Origin of the sequence: Dyadobacter beijingensis DSM 21582 (assembly GCF_000382205.1) — a bacterium.
Lineage (GTDB): Bacteria > Bacteroidota > Bacteroidia > Cytophagales > Spirosomataceae > Dyadobacter > Dyadobacter beijingensis.
Window position 1 is genome coordinate 592,888 of sequence record NZ_KB907790.1, and the last position, 24,182, is coordinate 617,069.

The window sequence follows — 24,182 nt, forward strand, 5'->3', positions numbered from 1 at the left end:
CTTTTGTGGGTGCGTTAGTGGGTTAAATGGTATTGTCAATAGCCCGGGTTCTGTGTCAAAGTCGGTTGGCCGTCTTTTTGGCTATTCAGGATCTCGTCCTGTGGCAGCGGGAAGTAGAGGTTTTTCTGGGTAAAAGTTTTTCCAGCCATGTACCCTCTTTTGTTGAAAGCCCGCCCGGATGGTTCTTTGCCTGCCACTGCCTCCTCCTGCGCATATTTGTTGAGCACTTTCTCGGCAATGCCCCAGCGAACCAGGTCGAAGAAGCGGTGTCCTTCCATTGCAAATTCGAGGCGTTGCTCCATGCGTACGGCGTTTCTGGCATATTCAGCACCTTTGGCTGCGAATGTGCCTGCCGGGTAAGGCTCTACTTTGTATGTCACAGTGGGGTCTTGCACCGAACCGGTTTTGGCACGCACGCGGAGCTGGTTCACCAGATCCTGCGCAACAGCCAGATTGCCGAGTTCCACCTCGCATTCGGCCAGCCAAAGCAGCACGTGCGACATTTTGATCAGGCGGTAGTTATTGTTCACGTTCCGTTTGCTGGTCGAGTGGGTGGTGCTGTTTTCTTCCGCCAGGTAGTACATCCATTTTTTACCGGTGAATGGACCTGCATAAGCCTGGTCGCGAATCCATGTCGAGCCGGGCATAGGGCCCCAGTCGAGGAAATTTACGCCGCGGCGGCCTACTGTCCAGTCGAGACGCGGGTCAACGGGGACTGTTTTGTCCAATGTAAATGCGGCGGAAGCTACGATACCCTGGTCATTCGGCAGGTCTACTTTGTTATAGGTATCCAGCGAACCATCCCCGGCTGCACCGATCATCGGAAGGCCGTCTTCGGTTTTGAATGCATTCACGAGGTTATGCGATGGCTGGTAGAAACCGCAGCATCCGCGTCCCGGCGCAGTCGCCGAGTAAGGCCAGTTGAGGTTATCACCGGCATTACCATTGTTACCGTTCGTACCATCGTTCACTGAGAACTGCACTTCGAAAATCGACTCCGCATTGTTGTTGCCCGTTGTACGGTAGTTGTCATGATAATTGGGGACCAGCTTTTTACCTGAGTTTTTCACTATATCGTCCAGCAAAGTTTTGGCCTGCGCCCATTTCTTTTGGAACAAATAAGCCTTAGCCAGATAGGCTTTGGCAGCCCATTGCGTAGCGCGTCCTTTTTGTGCCTGGGTGACGGGAAGGTTATCCGCCGCAAATTTGAAATCAGCCTCGATCTTTGGCCAGATATCATCCGTATTAGGTATTTTGGTAGAATTGGGATCGCCGGCATTGTAAATTTTCTCGTCGATGTACGGCACCTTGTTCCACATTTTCTTTGCTTCGAAATGGTAATGTCCGCGGAGGAAACGGGCTTCTGCCGTTACCTGCAGCTTTTCGGCGTCTGTCATATCCAATACCGCCGCGCTCGCCGCGATCTGGATCACTTCGTTGGCACGGGCCACGCCGTCGTAGGAATGCCACCATTTACCGAGGAAATAGGTGTTGTCCGAAAGCCAGTTGTACTGTTCGATAAACGATTGTTCCGGCTGGTCACCGGCATCGGTACCTTTCACGGCATCGTCGCTGCTGATCCCGCCGAATACGTAGTTGGAGATCGTCGACTGGCGACCGGTGTTACCCGCGCCCACGCCGTCGAGCAGCGAGTAGGCGCCGATGAGCAGGGCGTTTACACCATTTTTGTTGCTGAGCTGTTCCAGCGACGCGCGCCCTTGTGGTTTCAGGTCGAAGAAATCGTCGGAGCAGGAGAAGCTCAAAGCGACGAGCGCACATATTAATAATGACTTTTTCATTGTATGTTCTTTATAATGAAGATCAATGGATGAATTAGAAACTGAAACGCAACCCGCCGAGGAAGGCTTTCGCTACGGGGTAGGAACCTTCATCCACGCCCATGTGCGTATCCTGGTTGTTTTCGCCTGATCTTCTCAGGTTGATATCCGGGTCAAGCCCTGTGTATTTCGTGAATGTGAACAGGTTTTGTCCCTGCACGTAAATCTGCGCCGAGCCCAGTTTCATTCTTTTCAGCCAGTTAGGAGGCAAAGAGAATGTCAGCTGGATGTTTTTCAGGCGGAAGTACGAGCCGTCTTCGAGGAAGTAGGACGATACCTGCTGGCTGGTTGCGTCACCGGAGTTCAGGCGGGGCAGTTTGGCGTTGTCACCTGGTTTTTTCCAGGAGTCGTACAGCATGGTTTTGGAACGGTTGCCCTGGAACACGTTGAAATCCGTCCAGTACTTCACATAATTGAAGATCTGGTTGCCTTGTACGCCCTGGCCGAACAACGTCAGATCAAACCATTTGTAGCCTACCCCCACATTGATACCGTAGTTGAAGTCGGGGTGCGGGTTACCGATAATGGTACGGTCGGCTGCGGTAATGACGCCGTCCCCATTCACGTCGCGGAATTTGAATGTACCTTCACGGGTGTACGATCCGAATTTCGGCGCGGCATCAGCCTCGGCCTGGTCTTTGATCACACCATCCACGAAATATCCGTAGTAGCTTGCGATCGGCAAACCTGCCTTGGTAGCCGACATCGCCGGAAGACGCGTCGTGAAACCGAAAATAGTTGCATTCGGGTCGTTGTTCAGCTTGATCACCTCGTTTTTGTAGTGGCCGAAGTTCACGCCCACCATGTAGTTGAAATCGCCTTTTTTATCCCGGAAATTAATACCCAAATCCACGCCGCGGTTGCGTACTTCACCGATGTTGGTGTAAGGGATCGTACCGGTACCGGCCGTTCTCGGGATCGCGATCTGCGTCAGCATGTCGGAAGTAAGGCGGTTGTACACGTCGAGCACCACTTCCAGTTTGCTGTTGAACAAGGTCGCGTCCAGACCGATGTTGGTTGAAGTATTGGTTTCCCATTTACCGTTGCTGTTACCGAACTGCACGAGGTCGAAGCCGCCTACGATCGAAGTACCTGTACCGTTGATGTCGTAGGCGTTGTTTTGCGGATCTGCTGCGTACAGCGTGTAAGCATTATAAACGTTAGGGATGAGCTGGTTACCGGTTTTACCCCAGCCAAAGCGGATTTTCAAATCGTCGACAAACTTCACCGGCTTCATAAACGCAAGTTCCGTCATACGCAAACCGAGGGAGAACGCCGGGAAAATACCGTAGCGGTTCGATTCCGAGAAGCGGGACGATCCGTCGCGGCGCAATGTGAAGTCGGCCAGGACGAGGTCTTTGAATACGTAGTTGATTTTTCCAAACTGCGAGAACAGCGCACTTTCGGTAGCACCTGCCCCCGAATTGCTCAAACCAGCCGCAGAACCCGCATCGAGGTAGCGGTAGTCGAGGTCGTCGAATGCAAATGCACTACGGCTCGCCTGGAATCCCTGCGCAAAAGTTTTAACGGCTTCCGTTCCCAGCAACACATTGAAATTGTGTACACCGATGGACTTGGCATAATTCAATGTGTTGAACCAGGTGAACGAACGGTCCACGTTGTTGATCACGTTCAAACTGTTCGCGTTTCTGGCTTCGGCTGCTTCGATATCGCGGTGGAAATACTCGGCGCGGTTCGACTGATTGTACTCGATACCCAGGCTGGTGCGTGCGTACAGGCCCGGAAGAATGTCCACCTGTGCGAACACGTTACCGAACGCGTGCGTCCCTTTTGTGAGGTTGTCTTTTTCACGGTACAAACGGGCCAGCGGGTTAGGGGCATTACCGAGGTTACTACCGCGGCTACCGGCAAAACCGTTGTAATCCGACGTATTCGTTCCGCCTAAAGCCTTCGGGCCGCCTGTGATGTCGAACACCGGGATGATCGGGTGTACGCGGATCGCGAACATGATCGGGTTGCTTTCGTCGTTGTTGGTGATGCCCTGGCGCTGGTCGTAAGAGAATGTAAAGTTCTCGCCCACAGTCACAATACCTTTCTTGAACTCGGTATTGGCGCGGATCGAGTACCTTTTATATTTGGTATATTTCATAATACCGTTCTGCGTGAAGTAGTTGGCGGAAAGGGCATATTTAGCTGCCTCCGAGCCGCCCGAAGCGCCGATCTGGAAGTTGGCGATACCGGCCGGGTCGAAAATTTCGTCCTGCCAGTCGGTTCCTTCCTTGTTGGCCTTGGTAATGTTGAATGCGGTCTTACCCAGGTTCGGGTCGGCGATGTCGTTGGTATAAGTGTAGTTGCTGGGGAGTTCGCCGTATACGTTCGGATAAATATAGTCGGCAATGGTCTGCTCGCCGTTCGGTCCGAATTTGTATTGTGCGGAGGGCGATGTTACCGATGGATTTTTACCTGCGCCCAGGTCCGCTTCATACAGGTATTGGCCCAGTTCTCTCGTATTCAGCAGGTCGAGCATTTTGCCCGGGCGCTGCGAGCCCGCGTAAAAGTCGAATGTGATGTTCGGCGCACCGGTTTTACCTTTTTTAGTGGTAATGATAACGACCCCGTTCGCCGCACGCGCACCGTAAATGGACGCCGCGGATGCATCTTTCAGTACCTGCATCGACTCGATGTCGTTCGGGTTGATCTGGTTCAGCGTACCTTGCGTAGGCACGCCGTCGATCACGTAAAGCGGGCTGTTGTTGTTGATCGAACCAAAACCGCGGATACGCACCATCGTGCCGCCGCCTGGTGAATTATCATTACCGACCGTCACCCCGGACGCCCGGCCTTGCAGCATTTGCGTGACGCTCGCAGTGGGTACCGAGGTTAGTTCTTTCGGGTTAATCACGGTTACCGCGCCGGTAATGTCCTTTTTGCGCTGTGCCGCGTAACCGGTCACGACCACTTCGCTCAGGTTTTTAATATCGTCTTCGAGCGTGACATTGATGGTCGTCTGGTTTCCGACATTGACTTCTTTTTTGATCAGACCAATGGAGGAGAAGACCAGGATCGCATCAGCGCCCTTGGCCTCAATGGAATAGGTACCGTCGGCATCGGTGACGGTGCCTACGGCTGTTCCTTTTAGTTGCACGTTTACACCGGGAATGCCGGTGCCATCTGCGGAGGAGGTAACTTTACCCTTGACCGAGCGATCCTGGGCGTGAGCTAGTTGTGCTGTTATTGCGAACAGCATAATCATGACACCCCGGAAAAGCGGGACTAGTAAATGTTTGTTCATAAATTAAGTAGGGATGAGTTAATAATGTATTAATAAATGTCAATATACTGTCAAAAAATGAAACTCAGCTATCAATTTTGGTAATATTTTTATAATTAATATTAATATAATAGAGGTTACAAAATATTTTTTCTTTGAAAAGTCTTATTATGCAATCGTTTGCATTACCGGATCCGGTCTTGGAAAAAATCAATCTCTAAACCGTATACGCAGCGGTTTTCACGGGAAGGATTTTGCAACTCAAAGTGTATTTTTGTGGTTATCAGAATTACAGCTTCATTCTCAAACTATCTCACAAACTACCAACAGGACTTTGGAATATTTAAATGGCCTCGAAGTGGCGGAACAGGACCTCATCGAGGTACAAGGCGCCCGGGAACACAATCTTAAAAACATCGACGTCGCCATACCACGGAACAAGCTCGTGGTTGTGACCGGTATCAGCGGCAGCGGCAAATCGTCGCTCGCTTTCGATACGATCTACGCCGAAGGGCAACGCCGGTATATGGAGAGCTTTTCTTCGTACGCGCGCGGGTTCATCGGTGAAATGGAACGGCCGGATGTCGACAAAATCAGCGGCCTTTCGCCGGTAATCAGCATCGAGCAGAAAACGACCTCGCGCAATCCGCGCTCTACGGTGGGCACGGTGACGGAGATTTACGACTTCCTGCGCCTGCTCTACGCGCGGGCAGGTGAGGCGTATTCGTACGTGACGGGTCGGCGGATGATCAAGCAGTCGCAGGACCAGATCGTAAACCAGCTCATGACGCAGTTCCTCGGGCAGAAAATCATGCTGCTCGCACCGGCGGTGAAAGGCCGGAAAGGGCATTACCGCGAGCTTTTCGTGCAGATAGCGCGGCTGGGCTACACCAAAGTGCGTGTCGACGGCGAGGTGCAGGACATTACACCTAAAATGCAGCTCGACCGCTACAAGGTACATGATATCGAGATCGTGATCGACCGCGTGATCCCTAAAAAGGAGGAGGAAGACGCGCAGTCGCGGTACCGGATGAGCCAGTCCGTGGCGACGGCCATCAAGCAGGGCAAAGGAGCGCTGATCGTGCTGGATGCGAAGGGCGGTACCCATTATTTTTCCCAAAATCTGATGGACCCGGAGTCGGGTATCAGCTACGACGATCCGGCGCCGAATGCGTTTTCGTTCAATTCGCCATACGGCTGGTGCCCTACCTGCCAGGGATTGGGCATTATCGAGGAGATTACCGAGGATTCCATTATGCCTGATAAGTCGCTGAGTATAAGTCGCGGAGGCATTGCGCCGATGGGCGAGTACCGTGAGGCGTGGATTTTCAAGCAGCTGGAAGTTTTGTTGAAACCCTACAAAATCACACTTACCACCCCGCTCGAAAAATTCCCGGAAGAAGTATTGAAACTCGTGCTTTACGGAAGCGAAGAGGCCGTGCCGGTACCGTCTAAAAAATATCCAGGAACCGAATGGGAAACGAAATTCGACGGGATCATCAACTTCCTGAAACGCCAGCAGGAATCGGGTAACGAGAAAATTCAGGATTGGCTGAAAGATTTCATGGTCACCCAAACCTGCCCCGAATGCAAAGGCAAACGCCTGCGGAAGGAGTCATTACATTTTAAAATTGATAAAAAAGATATTGCCGAGCTCGCCGACAGTGACATTCGCGAACTGGCCGAATGGCTCGTAGGCCTCGAAGACCGGCTGGAAGAAAAACAGCGGGTGATCGGCCACGAAGTATTGAAAGAAATCCGCAAGCGCGTCGGGTTCATGCTCGACGTGGGATTGGATTACCTCACACTGAACCGTGCGTTACGGACATTGTCGGGTGGAGAGGCCCAGCGTATCCGCCTCGCGACGCAGATTGGCACGCAGCTGACCGGCGTACTCTACATTATGGACGAGCCGAGCATCGGCCTCCATCAGCGCGACAATGTGCGGCTCATTAACTCCCTCAAAAGCCTCCGCGACCTTGGTAACACGGTGCTCGTGGTGGAGCACGACAAGGATATGATGCTTGCATCCGACTACATTCTCGACATTGGTCCCGGCGCGGGGCGGCATGGCGGAAGCGTCGTAGGCGCGGGTACGCCCGAAAAGTTTCTGCAAAATGGTTCGCTAACGGCCGACTATCTGGCTGGCCGCGAGACGATCCAGGTGCCTAAAAAGCGCCGGAAAGGCAAGGGAGAAGCCATTACATTGAAAGGCTGCACGGGGCATAACCTCAAGAACGTGTCGGTATCGATCCCGCTGGGAACGATGATCTGCGTCACGGGTGTGAGCGGCAGCGGCAAGTCGTCGCTGATCCACGAAACGCTGTTCCCGCTGCTGAACCAACATTTTTACAAGTCGCGAAGGGAGCCGCTTCCTTACAAGTCCATTGAAGGATTGGAGCATATCGATAAGGTAATCGAAGTAGATCAGTCGCCGATCGGCCGTACGCCGCGCTCCAACCCGGCTACCTACACCAACTTGTTTACAGACATTCGCACGCTCTTTGCGGAGTTGCCGGAGGCCAAAATCCGGGGTTACAAGCCGGGCCGTTTTTCATTTAATGTAAAAGGCGGCCGTTGCGAGGATTGCGAAGGCGCAGGGATGAAGAAAATCGAAATGGACTTCCTGCCCGACGTGCACGTGAATTGTGAAACCTGCAAAGGCAAGCGCTTCAACCGGGAGACATTGGAAGTCCGTTTCAAAGGCAAATCCATTGCCGACGTGCTCGATATGACTGTCGAATCAGCATTGGAATTTTTTGAAAATCAACCGCGATTGCTCCGTAAAGTGCAGACATTGAACGACGTAGGCTTGGGCTACATTACATTGGGCCAGCACGCGACGACCTTGTCCGGCGGCGAAGCGCAGCGGGTGAAATTGTCGGAAGAATTGTCCAAAAGAGACACCGGCAAGACATTGTACATTCTCGACGAGCCCACTACCGGGCTGCATTTCCAGGATATTCGCCATTTGCTGAATGTGCTGAACAAGCTGGTCGAGAAAGGGAATACCGTACTCATCATCGAGCATAACCTCGATGTGATCAAAGTAGCGGACTACATTATCGATGTGGGTCCCGAAGGTGGCGCGCAGGGCGGCCGCATTATCGCGGAAGGGACGCCGGAGAAAGTAGCGAAGGTGAAAGGCAGCTTTACCGGTTACTTTTTACAGGAAGAATTGAAGTAATGCATTGAAATACATTCATTTTTTTCACATCCACTTACTCAAAAACTGGTTGAATGCCTCCTTGTACTGATCGCTCACCGGGATCGAAATCGCCCCGATTTGAATGGTGTTCCTGGTTACGGCGCTGATCCGGTCCAGACTGACGATGAATGAACGGTGCACGCGCATGAACCTGGACGCCGGCAGTTTCTCTTCCAGCGCTTTCAGGCTCGTAAGCGACAGAATAGGCTTCGGGTCCGATTTGAGGTGGACTTTGACGTAATCTTTGAGCCCCTCCGTGTACAAAATGTCGTCGTAGGCGATGCGTACGAGCTGATATTCCACTTTCAGGAACAGGTACTCGTCCTTCGGCTCTGCAGAACCGGCCGACGAGGCCTTTTGCACCAGCTCCACATAGGCCTGCGCTTTCGATGCGGCACGGAGGAACTCTTCGTAATTAAAGGGTTTTAGGAGATAGTCAATGGCGTCCACGCGAAACCCGTCTAGCGCGTATTGGTTGAATGCGGTTGTGAAAATGATCCTTGGCGCCTTGTTACCGGCTTTTTCAAGCACTCTTGCGAGTTCGATACCCGTAAGGTCCGGCATTTGAATATCCAGGAAAATCACGTCGATCGGCTTCGTGTTGATCACCTGCAATGCCTCCACGGCGCTCGAATAGCGACCGGCAAGGTTCAGGAAGGGTGTTTTTTCAATAAATGCGCACACCAGGCCGAGCGCGAGGGGCTCGTCGTCCACGGCAATGCATTCCAATGTGATGCTCATGCCGTTTCCAGTTCCAGATGTACTTCAAATTCCTTCCCTTCCTTGTTCTCGTTCACTTCCAGCTGGTATTTGCCGGGGTAAAGGAGATCGAGGCGGCGCTGGGTGTTGGCCAGCCCGATGCCATTGCTTTCATCGAGAATGGCCCGCTTGTCGGTAAAAAGGGTATTTTTCACTTCTACGAAAATCTTGGGGCCTTCCTGGCGGATCTGAATGTCGATCCGGCTCGGCTGAACGGCGCTGACGCCGTGCTTGAATGCATTTTCAATAAAGGGTAGGAATAGCATAGGTGCAATGGAAACGTCATGCAGCGGATTCGGCGGATCGAGGTGCACGGTAACCTTGTCGGTAAGCCGGAGCTGCATAAGCTGAATGTAGTCCTGGGCGAATGCGATCTCCTGGCTTAGCAGTACCGTGCCGTGCTGGGTCTCATACAGCACATAGCGCATCATGCGCGAGAGTTTATGCAATGCCTCCCGCGCAGCCTCCACGTCGATCACAGTGAGTGCATAAATGTTATTCAGGGTATTGAAAAAGAAATGCGGGTTGATCTGCGCTTTCAGGAACGACAGTTCGGAGTTGATCTTCTCCTTTTCGAGGTTCTGGCGGTATTGCTTGTCGAGCTGAGCGGTGCGCACGGCGGCCACGCTGGTACTGAGCCCGATGATCATCAAAGCGGTCATCAGCGAGAAGTAATCGAGGCGGTCGTGGCGCTTTTTATCCCCATTGGCTTCCCGCGCGAGCTTGAATGCACGGTCCATCTGCTCACCGTGGTTGACGGCCACCTTCACCTGTTCGATCACGACGGCCAGCATTACTACCGACACGATATTAAATAGTATGAACCGCAAATACCGGTTTTTGGCCAAGAAATTGGGGAACCAGTAATAGTAGTTCAGATAAAATATCGCGACGAGCAATGTGAACAATACCGCCTGTTTGATCCAGAAACTGACGGGGAATTCAATCTGCCAGCTCAGGGGTTGCCACATCAAGAACAAAGCCAGAAAACTCCATCCAAGCAAGTGGAGGAATAACGGGGGATATTTCCGGGCAGCACGCGTATCCATTTAGCAATTAGTTAGTTTCAATGTGATTTGAACGCAACACATCACTGCAATCTTACGGGGAAAATATGAAATCCCCTATTTCAATCGATCAACGCACCCCGAATACCGACCGGCGACGCCTCGTAATCTATCAACGCTTCAAAGGCCGGGAGCGGTTTTTGTGACATACAACGGTTTTCCCGGAAACGGGCGCTGTTGTGCAATCCGGTGGCCGGATCGTCTGTCGTTTACAGGGATATATCGTCCGAAACGGCCCTTTGATCGGTACATCCGTCCTATCCATCTATTCCTTTTTTTTGCCAGACTTATAGGTTGTTATTTTGAAATTCGAAAAGTACACTTTTAAAACCCAAACCATGAAAATTGTTTTACACCTGACATTCCTGGCTGTGTTCTCAGGACTCACATCAGCGGCATTCGCCCAGTTCCCGGGCGGAGGTGGCGGTGGTGGCGGATTCCGCGGAGGCGGCGGAGATTTCCGTGGAGGCGGCGACAGGCAGCGGCAGACGGTCATCCCGGGAACGGCGGAAGACACTCCTAAGGGCAGCGGCAAAATCACGGGCGTGCTCGTGGATTCTACCACCAAGAAACCCGTAGAATTTGCGGCATTATCACTCGTCGACACCAAAACCAACAATCCCATCGACGGTACCACTACCGACGAAAAGGGCGAATTCACGCTCACCAAAGTTGCTTCCGGCAACTTCAAGATCCTCATCTCCTTTATCGGTTATAAAACCAAGACGATCAATAATATCAAGATCGATCGTAAAACCGAGCTCAATCTCGGCCAGGTCGCGCTTTCCGCCGACGTGGTCCAGCTGAACGAGGTGGAAGTGGTCGGTATGGCGCAAATGGTGGAGGAAAAGGTAGACAGGCTCGTTTACAATGCGGAAAAAGACATTACCAGCAAAGGCGGCGATGCTTCGGACGTTATGAAGAAAGTACCGATGCTGACGGTCGACCTGGACGGTAACGTATCGCTCCGAGGCAGCTCCAACGTCCGCGTTTTGATCAATAACAAACCTTCTACGATCATCGCAACGAGCGTGGCGGACGCATTAAAGCAGATTCCGGCGGATATGATCAAGTCGGTGGAGGTGATCACGTCGCCGTCCGCGCGCTATGATGCGGAAGGTTCGGCGGGTATTATCAATATCATTACTAAAAAGAGTACGATCCAGGGCGGAACGCTCAACCTCGATACGGGTATCGGCAACCGCGGCTCGAACCTCGGCTTGCGTGGTAATTACCGGGTAGGCAAAATGGGTTTCAGCCTGGGTGGTTTTGGGCGTTTCAACTATAATATGCCGGGTAAATCGGAGAATTTGCAGATAGGCAAGCTGAGCGATTTTACTGTACGTCAGACGAGTGATTCCAAAAATAAGATGGCATTCGGGTCTTACAACTTCGGCTGGGACTGGGAAATCGATTCCAAAACATCCTTGTCGGCCGGCGTGCGCTATGGTATGCGTAACAACAAAGTCGATCAGGAGCTTTACACCTATAATACCGTTAACGACACGACAAGGACCAACTTCCGCGATGTGAATACCAAAGACCTATCCGGTACCTGGGATGTGAATGTCGATTATATGAAAACGCTGGCGAAACCCGGCCAGGAACTGAGCATTTCGACCCAATACAGCCGGAATAATCGCACCAATGATTTCGATGCGGACATTTATTCGCTGAACAATTCGCAAATCAGGGAGTTGCTTGGCGCACAGGGCAATAACAACAGCAGCCACAACCAGGAAAGTACCGTTCAGGTCGACTACCAAACGCCGATTAAGGACAACCAGATGCTGGAAGTGGGAGGTAAGGGCATTTTCCGCCAGGTAGTGAGTAATTATGACTATTACAACACCGTGGATACCCCGCAGCCGGCGAGCAACCTGAACTACGATCAGAACGTAGCGGCGGGCTATCTGTCCTACACCTACACGACGAAAAGCCGGTTTACCGTAAAAGCGGGTACGCGCTACGAATACACGAGTATCGATGCGCAACAAGGCGAGGCGGGCGATCTGAAACTGCCTGCCTATGGCAACCTCGTGCCAAGCATTAACCTGTCGCAGACATTCGGCAAAGGGCAGACCATTAAACTGGCCTACAACCGACGTCTCCAACGCCCGGGGATTCAGTTCCTCAACCCGAACAGCAACGCAGCCAACCCGCAGAACATCACGGTGGGTAACCCGAACCTGAAACCGGAACTCACCGACCAGGTGGAATTGGGAACAAGCTTCTTCAAAAACTCGATGTATATCAATGTGTCGACATTCGCGCGCTTCACCGACAGCTCCATCGAAAGTATCCGCACGACCGACGATAAGGGTGTGATCACGACCACTTACGGCAACATCGGTTCCAAAAAGAACTATGGCGCCAACATTTTCGGTAACGTCACATTCTTCAAAAGATGGCAGCTCGGCGGCGGATTCGACTTCTATTACGCCGATTTGTCCAACAACAGCCCTGACCCTGCGTTGCAGAACTCCAACAGCGGCTTTGTATTAAGCGGCCGTTTCCGCACCAGTTTGAACATCAAAAACGGCTGGGGCTTGCAGGCAGGCGGTTTCATGCGCGGCCGCGACGTACAGCTGCAAGGTACGCAGGCGGGCTTCCGCATGTACGACTTCGGTGTCCGCAAGGATTTCGCCAACAAACGCGGAAGCATTGGTTTCGGCATGGAAAACTTCCTTGCGCCTTCGTTCAAAATGAAGACCAGCCTGGAATCGAGAACATTTACCCAAAACAATACCAACTACCTGTTTAACCGCGGTTTCCGCGTGAACTTCTCCTACCGTTTCGGTAAAATGACGTTCGTGGAGCAGAAAACGCGCAGAAGAAAATCAGTGAACAATGACGACCAGAAATCCGACGGTGGTGGTAATATGGATACCGGCGGCGGTGGTGCGCAAGGCGGCGGACAAGCTCCTGCAGTTACACCGGCAGCAGGTGGTCGTGGCGCAGGAGCGGGAGCTCCTGGTCAGGGTATGGGCCGCCCGCAAGGTGCGCGCCCGGCTGCGGACAGCACAGCGCGTCCGGTGCGCCAGGGTACTTTCCCTGCCCAGCCAGGCGTACGCCCGGATTCGACCATGAAGCGCGATTCTACGCAATTCAGACCGGATTCGACCCGCGTTCGTCCCGATAGCAGCGCAGTTCGTCCGGACAGCACGGCACGTCCCGCATTGCCGGCTACGCCGATCAAACAGGATTCGACGGCGGTACCAGCAAAACCCGCTACTCCGGCCGATTCAACGAAGAAAGAATAATAGAGCATCATAAACGGAGAAGCCCGGGCGTATCGTCCGGGCTTCTTTTGTTTTTTGCGTATTTCAATATCTATGCGGTGCCGTTCTGCTGTCTGATATTGGCCAGAATGCGGTCTGCACCCGCTGCAAGGAGTTCTTCGGCCAAAGCCGTTCCCAGTTCCTGCGGGAATGCGTGCGCGCCGCTTTCGGTTTTACGGAGCAGTTCCGCGCCGTCGAGGCTGATAATGCCGCCGGTCATTCGGATTTCTTCGTCGTGCAAGGTGGCCATGCCGAATACCGGTATGCTGCAACCGCCTTGCAGGCGTTTCAGGAATGCCCTTTCGGCCAGGAGGCAGGTTTCGGTAGGTTCGTGGTTGAGCAGCTCGCGGAGCCGGCTTTTCTTTTCGGCGTCCAGGGAAACGGCGCATTCGATTGCCACGCTGCCCTGGCCGACGGCCGGGGTGAATTCATCCAGCATTAAATGCTCGGCAATTTTGTCGTCGTACTCCATGCGGTGCACGCCCGCGTAGGCGAGCAGGAGCGCGTCGCATTGCCCTTCTTCGAGCTTGCGCAGGCGCGTTTGCAGGTTGCCGCGCATATCCACAGTTTTGATATGGGGGTAATAATGCTTCAAAACGGCCACCCGGCGAGTGGACGACGTACCGACCGTAAAGGACTCGCCGCTTTTCAGGGATAATGTAGTATCGTGGCTTACGAGCACATCGTTGGCATGTTCGCGCTCGGTAAATGCAACGATTTCAAATGCATCGTCGAGCTGCGATTGCAGGTCCTTGGCGCTATGCACGGCAATGTCGATCCCGCCGCTGCGGAGCTGGTCTTCCAGTTCTTCCGTAAAAACACCCTTGCTCCCTATCTTAGAAAGCGATCGGTCGAGAATCTTGTCGCCTTTGGTTTCAATGATAACAATCTCCGTCTCAACACCGCCCTGCTGCAACAGCGCCTCGACATAATACGCCTGCCAAAGCGCCAGCTTGCTCCCGCGGGTTCCTATTTTTATATGCATGATGTAATCGTAGGTATCAATTCAAAGGGCGAAGTTATGCCATAACTCGCAAACTGCCGAGAGAATTGTGGTAGTTCCGCTAATTGGCGGGGCAGGATGATTTTAGTGGAATGAGTGAAAAAATGGGTGTAAATTCAGGCAGACAGAACGAGCACCATGGAAAACAGAGGCCTTATCTTCATTCCCGATATCAGCGGTTTTACGCAGTTTATGCATGAAATTGAAATACAGCATGGCCGCCAGATCATTCAGGAACTGCTGGAAACGCTCGTGAATGCGAATCAGATCGGGTTGGAGATTTCCGAGATCGAAGGTGATGCAATCCTTTTCTTCAAATTTGGGGAAGCGCCGGAGCTGGAAACATTATACAAGCAGGTGGAGCGGATGTTTTGTGATTTTCACAAATATCTGATAGCCTACGACAACCGCCGGTTTTGTCAATGCAAATCCTGCATTTCTGCCGTAAACCTTACTTTAAAAGTAGTGGCGCATTATGGCGAGTTTACGACTTATCAGGTCAAGAATTTCAAAAAGCTCATCGGAAAGGACATTATCGTGGCGCATCAGTTGCTTAAAAACGATATTGACCAGCACGAATACTGGCTGGTGACGCAAAACCTGCTCAACGGACAGCGCCCGGATGGGTTTACCGACTGGATGCGATGGTACCCTGGCTCCAAAACGACCGAAAACGAGCAGATCCCGTTTCAATACACGCAAATAGGGCATTTGAAAGAAAGCATCCCGCCATATGAACCGCCGTTGCTGGAACCCAGGGAAAAGGTGAAAATGCTCTCCGTTTCCAGGGAGTATGACGCGGATATCAAAAAAATCTTCTTCACCGCCGGCCATCTCGACTTGCGGCATCTTTGGCAGGATGGCGTGAAATCCATCGAAGAACTCGATCATTTCCTGCCCGCCATAGGCTCGCGTCACAAGCGCATACGCGAAGATGGAGAGGCCGTGCTCTACGCCAGCGGCTTCTCGTACGACCCGGATTCTCGTATTATTTTCAGCGAATCGGACGAAAAGCTTACCAGTACCCTGCATTTCGTTCTGGAAAAACTGGCAGAGAACCGTACGCGCCTCAGTTTGGATTTTTATCTCAAAAGGGATCCGCTGAAACAACTGGCATTCAGATTATTCAAAAAGGAAAAGATGGAAGTCGAATACCGGAGGTCGCTAACCAATCTGGAAAAATTACTCCCTGAAATCACTGTACCGGTCGATTTTTAACCAAGTGCTACACGCCCACCGTATCTCCTTCGTCCGTCACGATTTTATCCTCAATATAAGCGACGATCATCGACGCAATGTCTATGCCGCTCACTTCCTCGATGCCGCGCAGCCCGGGCGATGAATTGACCTCCATGACCAGCGGCCCGCGGGCCGATTGCAGCATATCCACACCGGCGATTTTGACGCCCAATGCCTTCGCAGCCGCAATAGCCGTATGTTCTTCGTCTGGCGTGAGCTCGATCATGCAGCCGGAGCCGCCGCGGTGCAGGTTGGAGCGGAAATCACCCTCTGCGCCCTGCCGTTTCATGGCCGCAACGACCTTATTCCCGATCACAAACGCCCTGATGTCGGCACCTTTGGACTCGGCAATGTATTCCTGGATGAGGAAATTCGCTTTCAGTCCATAGAATGCCTCGATAGTCGATTTGGCGGCTTTGATCGTTTCGGCCAAAACCACGCCTACGCCCTGGGTCCCTTCGAGTAGTTTGATGATGACCGGCGGCCCGCCTACGAGGTGGATCAGTTCATTGACCTGCGCCGGATTTTTGGCGAAAACCGTCTTGGGAATGTCGATACCGGCCTTCGCGAGTACCTGCATGCTGCGCAGCTTGTCGCGCGAGCGCAGGATCGCCTGCGATTTGACGGTGGTAAATATCTTCATCAGCTCGAACTGCCGCACAACGGCGCAGCCGAATGCATTCACCGACGTTCCGATCCGTGGAATAGCAGCGTCGATGCCGGTTACCGGCTTGCCTTTGTAAACAATGGATGGCTTGCCGCCTTCGACCATGACGGAGCATTTGACATGATCGATCACAACCGCTTCGTGTCCCTTTTGTTTGATTGCCTCCACCAGGCGCCTGGTCGAATACAGGTCCGGATTGGTGGATAATACGGCGATTTTCATAAAAATGTTTTTAGAAAAAATGGAGGTTTCCCGGATTTAGGTCTGAGGTATTTTTGGGGAACGAGTTGGTGTCAGCGAAAGCTTTGCCGCGGACAGGTTTTTTTTCGAAACATCTACTATAAACCTGTTTTTGAGCAATTTCCGCCCGAGTAGTATGGGGTAACTCATTTTCTGCCGGTTGGCCAGCGAAAATTCGGTACGTATTTTTCTGCCGAAAAGTCGGATTGGTGTCTTGATCACAAACCGTTTTTCCTCTTTCCCGAAAGAGTTCCGGACCACGGTTTGCTTGAAATCGGTTACGATAAAGAAATGTTGAGGTGCTCCTTTTTTGGCGTCAAGGTAAATGTGGAGCTCTTTTCGCCCGTCTGCTTCCACCAGCTCCACGCGGGAACAGTGAATGGCCGAGGTTGCGGCGCCGGAATCCACCCGGACGGGCACATCGTACCAGCCTAGTTCCGGCAAATCTGCCATATCGGTCGCGCCGATGATTTCCAAAGGACGTTTCATCTGCGCTGGAAAAACTGGGCGACCGTCAGCGACAGGTCCAGGAATACCATTTTGGCCCGCACATTCCGCTCAATGTGGTAATAGGCCGTGTTCACTTCCCCGATCATCCTTTCCAGCGACTCAAAATTGACTGTTTTTGAAAAATTCTGCACGAAAGTAAGCTCTTCCTGCGGAACCCGCAAAAGTTCGCCCGCGCCGTGGCTCCACACCAGCATATCCCTGAATAGCCGCAATGCATATTCCAGCAGGCCTTTCTGCTTTTCCTTGCTCATTACATCGTAGCCGTCCGCAAGTTTGACCAAATGCGCCACATCAAATTTGTAGGACGAACGCATCCAGTCGGCGAACCATGCCGAGCGGTCGTCCTGCTCTTCCTGAGCCAGTTTCAGCGCCTCGGCCATGTTGCCGTCGGACAGGAATGCCACCTGACTGGCTACATGATCGGCTACTTCCTCCTGTTTGAGGTAGGATTTAACCTCCTGGTCGCTGAATGCGGGGATGGTAATGCGCTGCGTCCGGGAAATGATCGTCGTCAGCAATTTATCGGACTGGTCGCTGACGAGAAGGAACAGTGTCTTTTCCGGCGGCTCTTCCAGAATTTTCAAAATCGCATTGGAGGATGCCGCATTCATGATGTCGGGTTTCCAGATCAGCAGGATTTTGTATTCCCCTTCGTAGGCTTTCACCGACAGTTTTCGCAAAATGCCCCGCGCTTCTTCCACCGAAATGTTGCCCTGCTTATTGTCCGCGCCGATATGGTCGAGCCAGTCGGGGAGGACGCGGTAAGGGTTGTCCAGCAAAAATGAGCGCCAGAGGGGCAGAAATGCTTCGCTGGTTTTGCCATCGACCTTTTTGGAAGTGGCAATGGGGAATATAAAATGGAAATCGGGGTGAATGAGCTTGCCCATCTTCGCGCACGACGCGCAGGTGCCGCAAGCGTCTTCCTCGTTCCGGTTTTCGCAATTAATATAGGTAGAGAACGCGAGCGCCATCGCGAGGCCTGCTCCGCCCGTGGGATAATCGAAAAGCTGGGCGTGGGCCAGATGGCTGTTCCGGACCGAGCGCATCAGCGTCGCTTTAATATGTTCAAGTCCCGGAATGTCTCTGAAAAGCACGATTCAAATCAATTAATAAATGTATAAATGCCTACTGGCTGCGCTGGCTTTGGGTATTCTGAAAAACCGTACGCATTATTTCTTCTTCTGTTTCACCGAATGCGACGCCCCGGCGGCTTACCGTGTCCCTGGCTACCGCTACGGCCTTATCGAACCGGTATTCGCAAGATCCTTCCGCCGCACCGCCCCAGGAGAACGAAGGTACGTGCTTCGCCTGAAATCCCGCACCAAATACATTCACACTTACGCCTACAACGGTACCGGTGTTGAACATGGTCGAAATTCCGGCTTTGGAGTAGTCGCCCATCATCAGCCCGCAGAACAATAATCCTGTATCTGCCAATGCATTAGTCTTATAACTATGCAGTTTTACGTTTGTGTGGTCGTTTTTCAAGTTGGAATTATTGGTGTTAGCCCCGAGGTTACACCATTCGCCCAAAACCGAATTGCCCAGGTAACCGTCGTGGCCTTTATTGCTGTAACCCAATACAACACAATTGCTCACTTCACCGCCAAGTTTGGAAAATGGCCCGACCGTCGTATTCGGCCGTATTTTAGTCCCTTGCGCCAACACGCTGTTCTCGCCGATCGCGAATGGCCCCTGTATCGTCGAGCCTTCCTGGATTAATGCATTTTTACCAATATAAATAGGCCCGTTCTCCGCATTCAGGATCGACGCCTTGATGACCGCACCTTCCTCAATAAAGATATTCTCCGGCTTATAGCAATGCGTAAAAGGATCACTGACGCCAACGGATTTTTTAACGGCCACAATGCGTTCATAATCGGCTTTGATCTGCGCGCCGTTCTGACCGAATATATCCCACACGTTGCGGAGCATCGTGAATGGCTCTTCGTAGGTCACAGGCGAAAGTTCGTCGGTCCCGGCCGAAGCATGCCAGGCCGCATGCGTACGCACGGCGAGGATTTCTCCCTGGGGCGAAACGAGCGCGTTGCCGTAGGGTAATCCTTTCACGATACCTGCTAAATGCTCATCGGGGCATAATGCGCCGTTAATGTACAGGTTATCGTCCGAAGTGTGCTGGGGATATTTGGCAGCCAGGTATGCCTCCGTCTGAAACGAAACCGGGGAATGGCACCGGTCGGCCCACTTTTCGGCCAGGGTATGAATGCCGCAGCGGATGCCGGCGACGGGTCTTGTATAGGTAAAAGGTAAAAGCTGTATTCTAAGCGTTGGATCGTCGAACAGGATAATATCGGGCATGTTTTAAAGCGTATGTGCATGCCAAAGTTCGGGCATTTTATTGGTTACGGCAAAAAAAGAAGCAGTCTCCCGAGCATATTTGTCGGGAGACTGCCACTGTATTTTTTCGGTTACCCGCTGTGTTCGACCACGCAGGAAAATGCCGCAAGCGATGCTTATTTTCCGTAACGCTTTCTGAACTTGTCAACGCGACCAGCTGTGTCAACCAGTACGTTTTTACCAGTGTAGAAAGGGTGTGACTGAGACGAAACCTCGACTTTGTACACAGGGTAAGTTTTGCCGTCTTCCCAGGTGATAGTTTCGTTAGTGTCTATGGTTGAGCGAGTAATGAATTTAAAGTCGCTTGATAGATCCCAGAAAACTACTTCTCTGTAATTGGGATGAATATCTTTTTTCATTGGTATATGGTATTATTTGTTTCGATACGATTTCCAAAAGGATTGCAAAAGTAAAAAATCCAGATTTGTAAATCAAGTATCGGGGCGCTATCTTTTTTAATATTAATGCAATACGACGAAAATTAATGCGCTAAACTTCACTGAGTTGCTGTTTGAGCACCTCCACACCGCGTTTTGCTTCCTTCTCGAAATCGGTATACACGAAGCATTCGATCGAAAGTCCGCCTTTATAGCCGATTTTCTTCAGTGCGCCCAGGTATGCCCTGAAATCGTCGCCTGCCACACCCGGTGGGGTGCGTTTTGCTTTCTCGGCGATGTGGCAATGCACGATGTGCTTACCATATTTGATGATCTCGGTCGCCGGCTCGTCTTCCTTTAACATATGATATATGTCGCAAAGCAGTTTCACTTTCGGACTTTTCACCGCGTCCACGATTTCGACGCCCTCGGCCAGGCTGTTGATAAAGTTGGTTTCCCCACGGTTGAGCGGCTCTACGGCGATCGTAACCCCATATTTCTCGGCCAGCGGTGCCATTTTTTGGGTAAGCTCGATGTGCTGGGCCTTGGCTTTGGCGCGATCGAAGCCTTCGGGTATGATTCTTGACGCACCACTACCGAATACCACAAACTGCGAACCGCATTCTTTGGCGCGTTTCAGTACGGTATCCGTCCGCTGAAGGATCGCTTCGTGATTTGCCTCAGGACCAAGCGTTTTCAGGCTGGCCGGCAGGAGGATTACATAGGATTTGATGGGGAAATGCTCCTGCCGCAGCTGTGTCAGGTTTTTCTCATATCCCGCATCGCCGCCTTCCGGTATCAGAAAGCCGGCAACGGATTCTTCAATATATGCACACCCTGATTTGCGCAAAAAGTCGGCTTTGTCATATGCCGCATACACACCTAATGGAATGCTGTAAGCGGCGCTTTCCGCGGCTTTCGCCATAGCTTCTGCCAGCGGGCCGCCCAATGCGAGGCCGGCTACGAGTCCGGAGGTCGTTTTAAGGAATGTCCGCCGGTCGGCCTGTTCGATAATTGTGCTCATAATTATATTGTTTAGCGTCTGTCAGTTAAAAATTTATGACGTATTGGAAAATATATTTAAATGTAAAGTTTACAAGATTAGATTTATTCTAAATAGTTGATAACTTCTAAATTGCTCATTTTCAGTTGAAAATTTCGAATTGAAGAATTTCGATCTGAAAAAACCTTGAAAAAAGTTTGCAATTTTTTGAATCTCATTTTGCTTAAAAAATTTTCTCAGATTCATTTTTCTGTAAATAACTAGTTATTAGTTTCTTAACAATTTCGTAATTTGGATTATGTCGCTAAACCAGGTTTTCAGGTGTAAATACCGATTGCGTTTGTGATTAATTTAATGTTATTTCAAGAGATTTTTCGAGTGCATCTCCGAGTACAATCCCAGCAGTATACATCACTAACGTTCTATCAAACACCACATTACTATGTCTATGTATGTCATAAAGCGTGACGGCCGCCGCGAATCCGTGAAATTCGATAAGGTGACCGCCCGCATCGAGAAACTGAGCTACGGGCTCGACGCCACGTATGTCCAGCCAGTGGAAGTGGCCAAAAAGGTTGTTTCCGGTATTTACGATGGTGTTACCACCGCCGAACTGGATAACCTCGCTGCTGAAACCGCAGCTTCCATGACCACCAAGCACCCGGACTATGCGATCCTGGCTGCCCGCGTCGCGATCTCGAACCTTCATAAGAACACATTGAAGTCGTTTTCGGCTACAATGAAGCGTCTTTACACATATATAGACTCTAAAACCGGCGAGAATGCGTCGCTGATCTCAAAGGAGGTTTACGAAGTGATCCGCCAGAATGCGTCGCTCTTCGACTCTACCATTATCTATGACCGCGACTATTCCTACGATTATTTCGGCTATAAAACCCTCGAAAAGTCGTATTTACTGAAAGTTGAAGGGAAAATTGTCGAGCGCCCGCAACATATGCTCATGCGTGTGGCCGTGGGTATCCACCAGGACGACGTGCAGGCGGCAATCGAAACCTATCATTTGCTTTCGGAAAAATGGTTTACCCATGCCACCCCAACGTTGTTCAATGCAGGTACGCCGAAGCCGCAAATGTCGTCGTGCTTCCTGCTGACGATGAAAGAGGACAGCATCAATGGTATTTATGATACGCTTAAAAACTGCGCTTTGATTTCGCAGTCGGCCGGTGGTATCGGGTTGAGCATTCACGACGTCCGCGCGACGGGTACTTATATTAAAGGAACGAACGGGCAATCGAACGGTATCGTACCGATGCTCCGCGTGTTCAATGATACTGCGCGTTATGTGGACCAGGGCGGCGGCAAGCGCAAAGGTTCTTTTGCAATCTATATCGAACCGTGGCATTCGGATATCTTCGATTTCCTGGATCTGAAAAAGAACCATGGTAAAGAAGAGCAGCGCGCGCGTGACCTTTTCTATGCATTGTGGATTCCGGATCTGTTCATGAAGCGTGTGGAGGCGAACGATACCTGGTCGCTCTTCTGCCCGCACGAATGCCCGGGACTGGCCGATACGCACAGCGAGGAATTCGAAAAACTGTACGAACAATACGAGCGCGAAGGCAAAGCGCGTAAGACGATCAAGGCGCAGGACCTGTGGTTCGCGATCATGGAATCGCAGATCGAGACAGGTACTCCATATATGTTGTATAAGGACCATGCGAACAGCAAGTCTAATCAGCAGAACCTGGGTACCATCAAGTCGTCGAACCTCTGCACCGAAATTATCGAATATACAGCGCCGGACGAAGTGGCGGTTTGTAACCTCGCTTCCATTGCATTGCCAAAATTCGTAGAGCAGGGCGCGGATGGCTTCATGCATTTCGATCATAAGAAGCTGTACGAGATCACGAAAGTAGTGACGCGCAACCTGAACAAGATCATCGACCTGAACTTCTATCCCGTTCCCGAAGCTGAGAAGAGCAACAAGCGCCACCGTCCGATCGGTATCGGCGTACAAGGCTTGGCCGATGCATTCTGTATGATGCGCATGCCGTTCGATTCCGACGAGGCGCGTCAGCTGAACAAAGACATATTCGAAACGATCTATTACGGATCGATGGAGGCTTCGATGGAGCTCGCTATGCAGCATGGCCCATACGAAACCTGGGCAGGCAGCCCGATCTCGAAAGGGGTATTCCAATTCGATATGTGGAACGTGAAGCCGGAAAGCAATCGCTGGAACTGGGATAAGCTGCGGAAAGATGTGGTGCAAAACGGTGTGCGCAACTCGTTGCTGCTCGCCCCGATGCCGACCGCGTCGACCAGCCAGATTCTCGGTAACAACGAATGCTTCGAGCCATTCACTTCCAATATATATGTAAGAAGGGTATTGTCGGGCGAATTCGTGGTCGTGAACAAATATCTGTTGAAAGACCTCGTGAGACTGGGACTGTGGAGCGAAGAGATGAAGAACAACCTCGTTCGCGCCAGCGGATCGGTGCAAGCCATTCCGAACATCCCGCAAAACATCAAGGATCTCTATAAAACAGCATGGGAGATCAAGCAGCGCAGCCTGCTCGACATGTCTGCCGACAGGGGTGCATTCATTTGCCAGTCGCAGTCGCTGAACATCTTCATGGAAGAGGCGAACTTCGGTAAGCTGACATCGATGCACTTCTATGCATGGAAAAAGGGCCTCAAAACCGGTATGTATTATCTCCGCACCCGCGCAGCTTCTGATCCGGTGCAGTTCACGGTCAGCAAACAGGCGGAGCCGCAGCTGGAACCAGCTACTGCCGTGGTGGCCGAAAAGGAGCTTAACTACGTACAATATGCGGAGGAGCACGCTAAGCCAGCCGCGCCGCGTGATAATCGCTCAGACATGCAATGCTCCCTCGATGATCCGGAAGGATGCGAGGCTTGCGGATCGTAATCAAGGTTAAAATCGCAATAGCTAAGAGGTGTCTGATCGTAGATCGGGCACCTCTTTCGTTTTGGGAAGAATGCGTCTCAAAAAACCTTGAAATTTTTTCGGGGTGTAGTATTTTGTTTATCAATCGGTTAGGTGTTTTCGGTCAAAAAACTTTAAAAATATTTGATGTTGGCTCTTGCATCTTAAAAATTAACCCCCCACTTTTGCACTCCCAATCGGGAACAACGGCACTGAAAACGATCACTGCCACGAGTTCTGGAAAGCCAGAGCAACGTTCTTTGACATGATGAAGAGAGCAAAAAGATAGGTTCGTTAGAAACATTCGATGGATCTTTTCGGAGATCACATCAACAAAATTTACAATGGAGAGTTTGATCCTGGCTCAGGATGAACGCTAGCGGCAGGCTTAATACATGCAAGGCGAAGGGGCAGCAATGTCACTGTCGTACGGGTGCGTAACGCGTATGCAACCTACCTATCACTGGGGGATAGCCCGGGGAAACCCGG

The 24,182-nt window shown here is 51.6% G+C and carries 15 protein-coding genes and 1 rRNA gene; 5 read left to right on the forward strand and 11 right to left on the reverse strand.

The features are described from left to right. Positions 1-35 precede the first annotated feature (35 nt). Positions 36-1,799 carry a RagB/SusD family nutrient uptake outer membrane protein gene (locus H144_RS0126220; RefSeq protein WP_019945091.1) on the reverse strand — a complete coding sequence of 588 codons (1,764 nt, stop codon included), beginning with the start codon at positions 1,797-1,799 and terminating at the stop codon, positions 36-38. A gap of 34 nt (positions 1,800-1,833) precedes the next feature. Continuing rightward, entirely contained in the window at positions 1,834-5,091 is a 3,258-nt protein-coding gene (locus H144_RS0126225) for a SusC/RagA family TonB-linked outer membrane protein (protein WP_026351014.1), read from the reverse strand. 313 nt (positions 5,092-5,404) lie between these two features. Here H144_RS0126225 and uvrA point away from each other — a divergent pair, with 313 nt between their 5' ends. Further along, on the forward strand, positions 5,405-8,257 hold the full coding sequence (gene uvrA, locus H144_RS0126230; RefSeq protein ID WP_019945093.1) for an excinuclease ABC subunit UvrA: 2,853 nt from the start codon (positions 5,405-5,407) through the stop codon (positions 8,255-8,257). A 24-nt stretch (positions 8,258-8,281) separates the two neighbouring features. Here the strand turns inward: uvrA and H144_RS0126235 are convergent, their stop codons facing one another. Beyond that, positions 8,282-9,013 (reverse strand): LytR/AlgR family response regulator transcription factor, encoded by a 732-nt coding sequence (locus tag H144_RS0126235; protein ID WP_026351015.1) that lies wholly within the window; start codon positions 9,011-9,013, stop codon positions 8,282-8,284. Between the two features lie 2 nt (positions 9,014-9,015). Continuing rightward, on the reverse strand, positions 9,016-10,008 hold the full coding sequence (locus tag H144_RS0126240; RefSeq protein ID WP_019945095.1) for a sensor histidine kinase: 993 nt from the start codon (positions 10,006-10,008) through the stop codon (positions 9,016-9,018). Positions 10,009-10,442: 434 nt separating this feature from the next. Here H144_RS0126240 and H144_RS0126245 point away from each other — a divergent pair, with 434 nt between their 5' ends. Beyond that, positions 10,443-13,367: a TonB-dependent receptor gene (locus tag H144_RS0126245; RefSeq protein ID WP_033403292.1), complete on the forward strand. Its 2,925-nt coding sequence runs from the start codon at positions 10,443-10,445 to the stop codon at positions 13,365-13,367. 70 nt (positions 13,368-13,437) lie between these two features. Here H144_RS0126245 and hemC read toward each other — a convergent pair whose 3' ends face one another. Then, a complete protein-coding gene (gene hemC / locus H144_RS0126250; RefSeq protein ID WP_019945097.1) occupies positions 13,438-14,370 on the reverse strand; it encodes a hydroxymethylbilane synthase in 933 nt (310 codons plus the stop codon). A gap of 156 nt (positions 14,371-14,526) precedes the next feature. Between hemC and H144_RS0126255 the strand changes: the two genes are divergently transcribed. Beyond that, positions 14,527-15,606 carry a DUF2652 domain-containing protein gene (locus H144_RS0126255; RefSeq protein WP_019945098.1) on the forward strand — a complete coding sequence of 360 codons (1,080 nt, stop codon included), beginning with the start codon at positions 14,527-14,529 and terminating at the stop codon, positions 15,604-15,606. Positions 15,607-15,613: 7 nt separating this feature from the next. Here the strand turns inward: H144_RS0126255 and rimK are convergent, their stop codons facing one another. The 6 genes from rimK to H144_RS0126290 form a co-directional block, all read right to left on the reverse strand. Next, on the reverse strand, positions 15,614-16,516 hold the full coding sequence (gene rimK, locus H144_RS0126260; protein ID WP_019945099.1) for a 30S ribosomal protein S6--L-glutamate ligase: 903 nt from the start codon (positions 16,514-16,516) through the stop codon (positions 15,614-15,616). Positions 16,517-16,552: 36 nt separating this feature from the next. Continuing rightward, positions 16,553-17,023: an ATP-dependent zinc protease family protein gene (locus H144_RS0126265; RefSeq protein ID WP_019945100.1), complete on the reverse strand. Its 471-nt coding sequence runs from the start codon at positions 17,021-17,023 to the stop codon at positions 16,553-16,555. Beyond that, the gene (locus H144_RS0126270; RefSeq protein ID WP_019945101.1) at positions 17,020-18,138 is read right to left on the reverse strand and encodes a DNA polymerase III subunit; all 1,119 of its coding nucleotides are present in this window, start codon (positions 18,136-18,138) and stop codon (positions 17,020-17,022) included. The genes H144_RS0126265 and H144_RS0126270 overlap by 4 nt, the downstream gene beginning before the upstream one ends. A gap of 31 nt (positions 18,139-18,169) precedes the next feature. Further along, positions 18,170-19,363 carry a putative sugar nucleotidyl transferase gene (locus tag H144_RS0126275; RefSeq protein ID WP_019945102.1) on the reverse strand — a complete coding sequence of 398 codons (1,194 nt, stop codon included), beginning with the start codon at positions 19,361-19,363 and terminating at the stop codon, positions 18,170-18,172. Between the two features lie 155 nt (positions 19,364-19,518). Further along, positions 19,519-19,761 carry a type B 50S ribosomal protein L31 gene (locus H144_RS0126285; RefSeq protein WP_019945104.1) on the reverse strand — a complete coding sequence of 81 codons (243 nt, stop codon included), beginning with the start codon at positions 19,759-19,761 and terminating at the stop codon, positions 19,519-19,521. Between the two features lie 130 nt (positions 19,762-19,891). Further along, positions 19,892-20,803 (reverse strand): TIM barrel protein, encoded by a 912-nt coding sequence (locus H144_RS0126290; RefSeq protein WP_019945105.1) that lies wholly within the window; start codon positions 20,801-20,803, stop codon positions 19,892-19,894. 427 nt (positions 20,804-21,230) lie between these two features. On the opposite strand from H144_RS0126290, the gene H144_RS0126300 reads away from it, so the two are divergent. Beyond that, positions 21,231-23,675 carry a ribonucleoside-diphosphate reductase subunit alpha gene (locus tag H144_RS0126300; protein WP_019945107.1) on the forward strand — a complete coding sequence of 815 codons (2,445 nt, stop codon included), beginning with the start codon at positions 21,231-21,233 and terminating at the stop codon, positions 23,673-23,675. Positions 23,676-24,034: 359 nt separating this feature from the next. Beyond that, positions 24,035-24,182, forward strand: a 16S ribosomal RNA gene (locus tag H144_RS0126305); the annotation flags it as partial.

What these genes read in the sequence shown, in the direction of transcription:
- H144_RS0126245 (WP_033403292.1), top strand. Translation starts at nt 10,443, where the DNA reads ATGAAAATTGTTTTACACCTGACATTCCTGGCTGTGTTCTCAGGACTC.
- H144_RS0126275 (WP_019945102.1), bottom strand. Translation starts at nt 19,363, where the DNA reads ATGCCCGATATTATCCTGTTCGACGATCCAACGCTTAGAATACAGCTT.
- rimK (WP_019945099.1), bottom strand. Translation starts at nt 16,516, where the DNA reads ATGAAAATCGCCGTATTATCCACCAATCCGGACCTGTATTCGACCAGG.
- hemC (WP_019945097.1), bottom strand. Translation starts at nt 14,370, where the DNA reads ATGCATATAAAAATAGGAACCCGCGGGAGCAAGCTGGCGCTTTGGCAG.
- H144_RS0126255 (WP_019945098.1), top strand. Translation starts at nt 14,527, where the DNA reads ATGGAAAACAGAGGCCTTATCTTCATTCCCGATATCAGCGGTTTTACG.
- H144_RS0126265 (WP_019945100.1), bottom strand. Translation starts at nt 17,023, where the DNA reads ATGAAACGTCCTTTGGAAATCATCGGCGCGACCGATATGGCAGATTTG.
- H144_RS0126240 (WP_019945095.1), bottom strand. Translation starts at nt 10,008, where the DNA reads ATGTGGCAACCCCTGAGCTGGCAGATTGAATTCCCCGTCAGTTTCTGG.
- H144_RS0126300 (WP_019945107.1), top strand. Translation starts at nt 21,231, where the DNA reads ATGTATGTCATAAAGCGTGACGGCCGCCGCGAATCCGTGAAATTCGAT.
- H144_RS0126290 (WP_019945105.1), bottom strand. Translation starts at nt 20,803, where the DNA reads ATGAGCACAATTATCGAACAGGCCGACCGGCGGACATTCCTTAAAACG.
- H144_RS0126220 (WP_019945091.1), bottom strand. Translation starts at nt 1,799, where the DNA reads ATGAAAAAGTCATTATTAATATGTGCGCTCGTCGCTTTGAGCTTCTCC.
- H144_RS0126225 (WP_026351014.1), bottom strand. Translation starts at nt 5,091, where the DNA reads ATGAACAAACATTTACTAGTCCCGCTTTTCCGGGGTGTCATGATTATG.
- H144_RS0126285 (WP_019945104.1), bottom strand. Translation starts at nt 19,761, where the DNA reads ATGAAAAAAGATATTCATCCCAATTACAGAGAAGTAGTTTTCTGGGAT.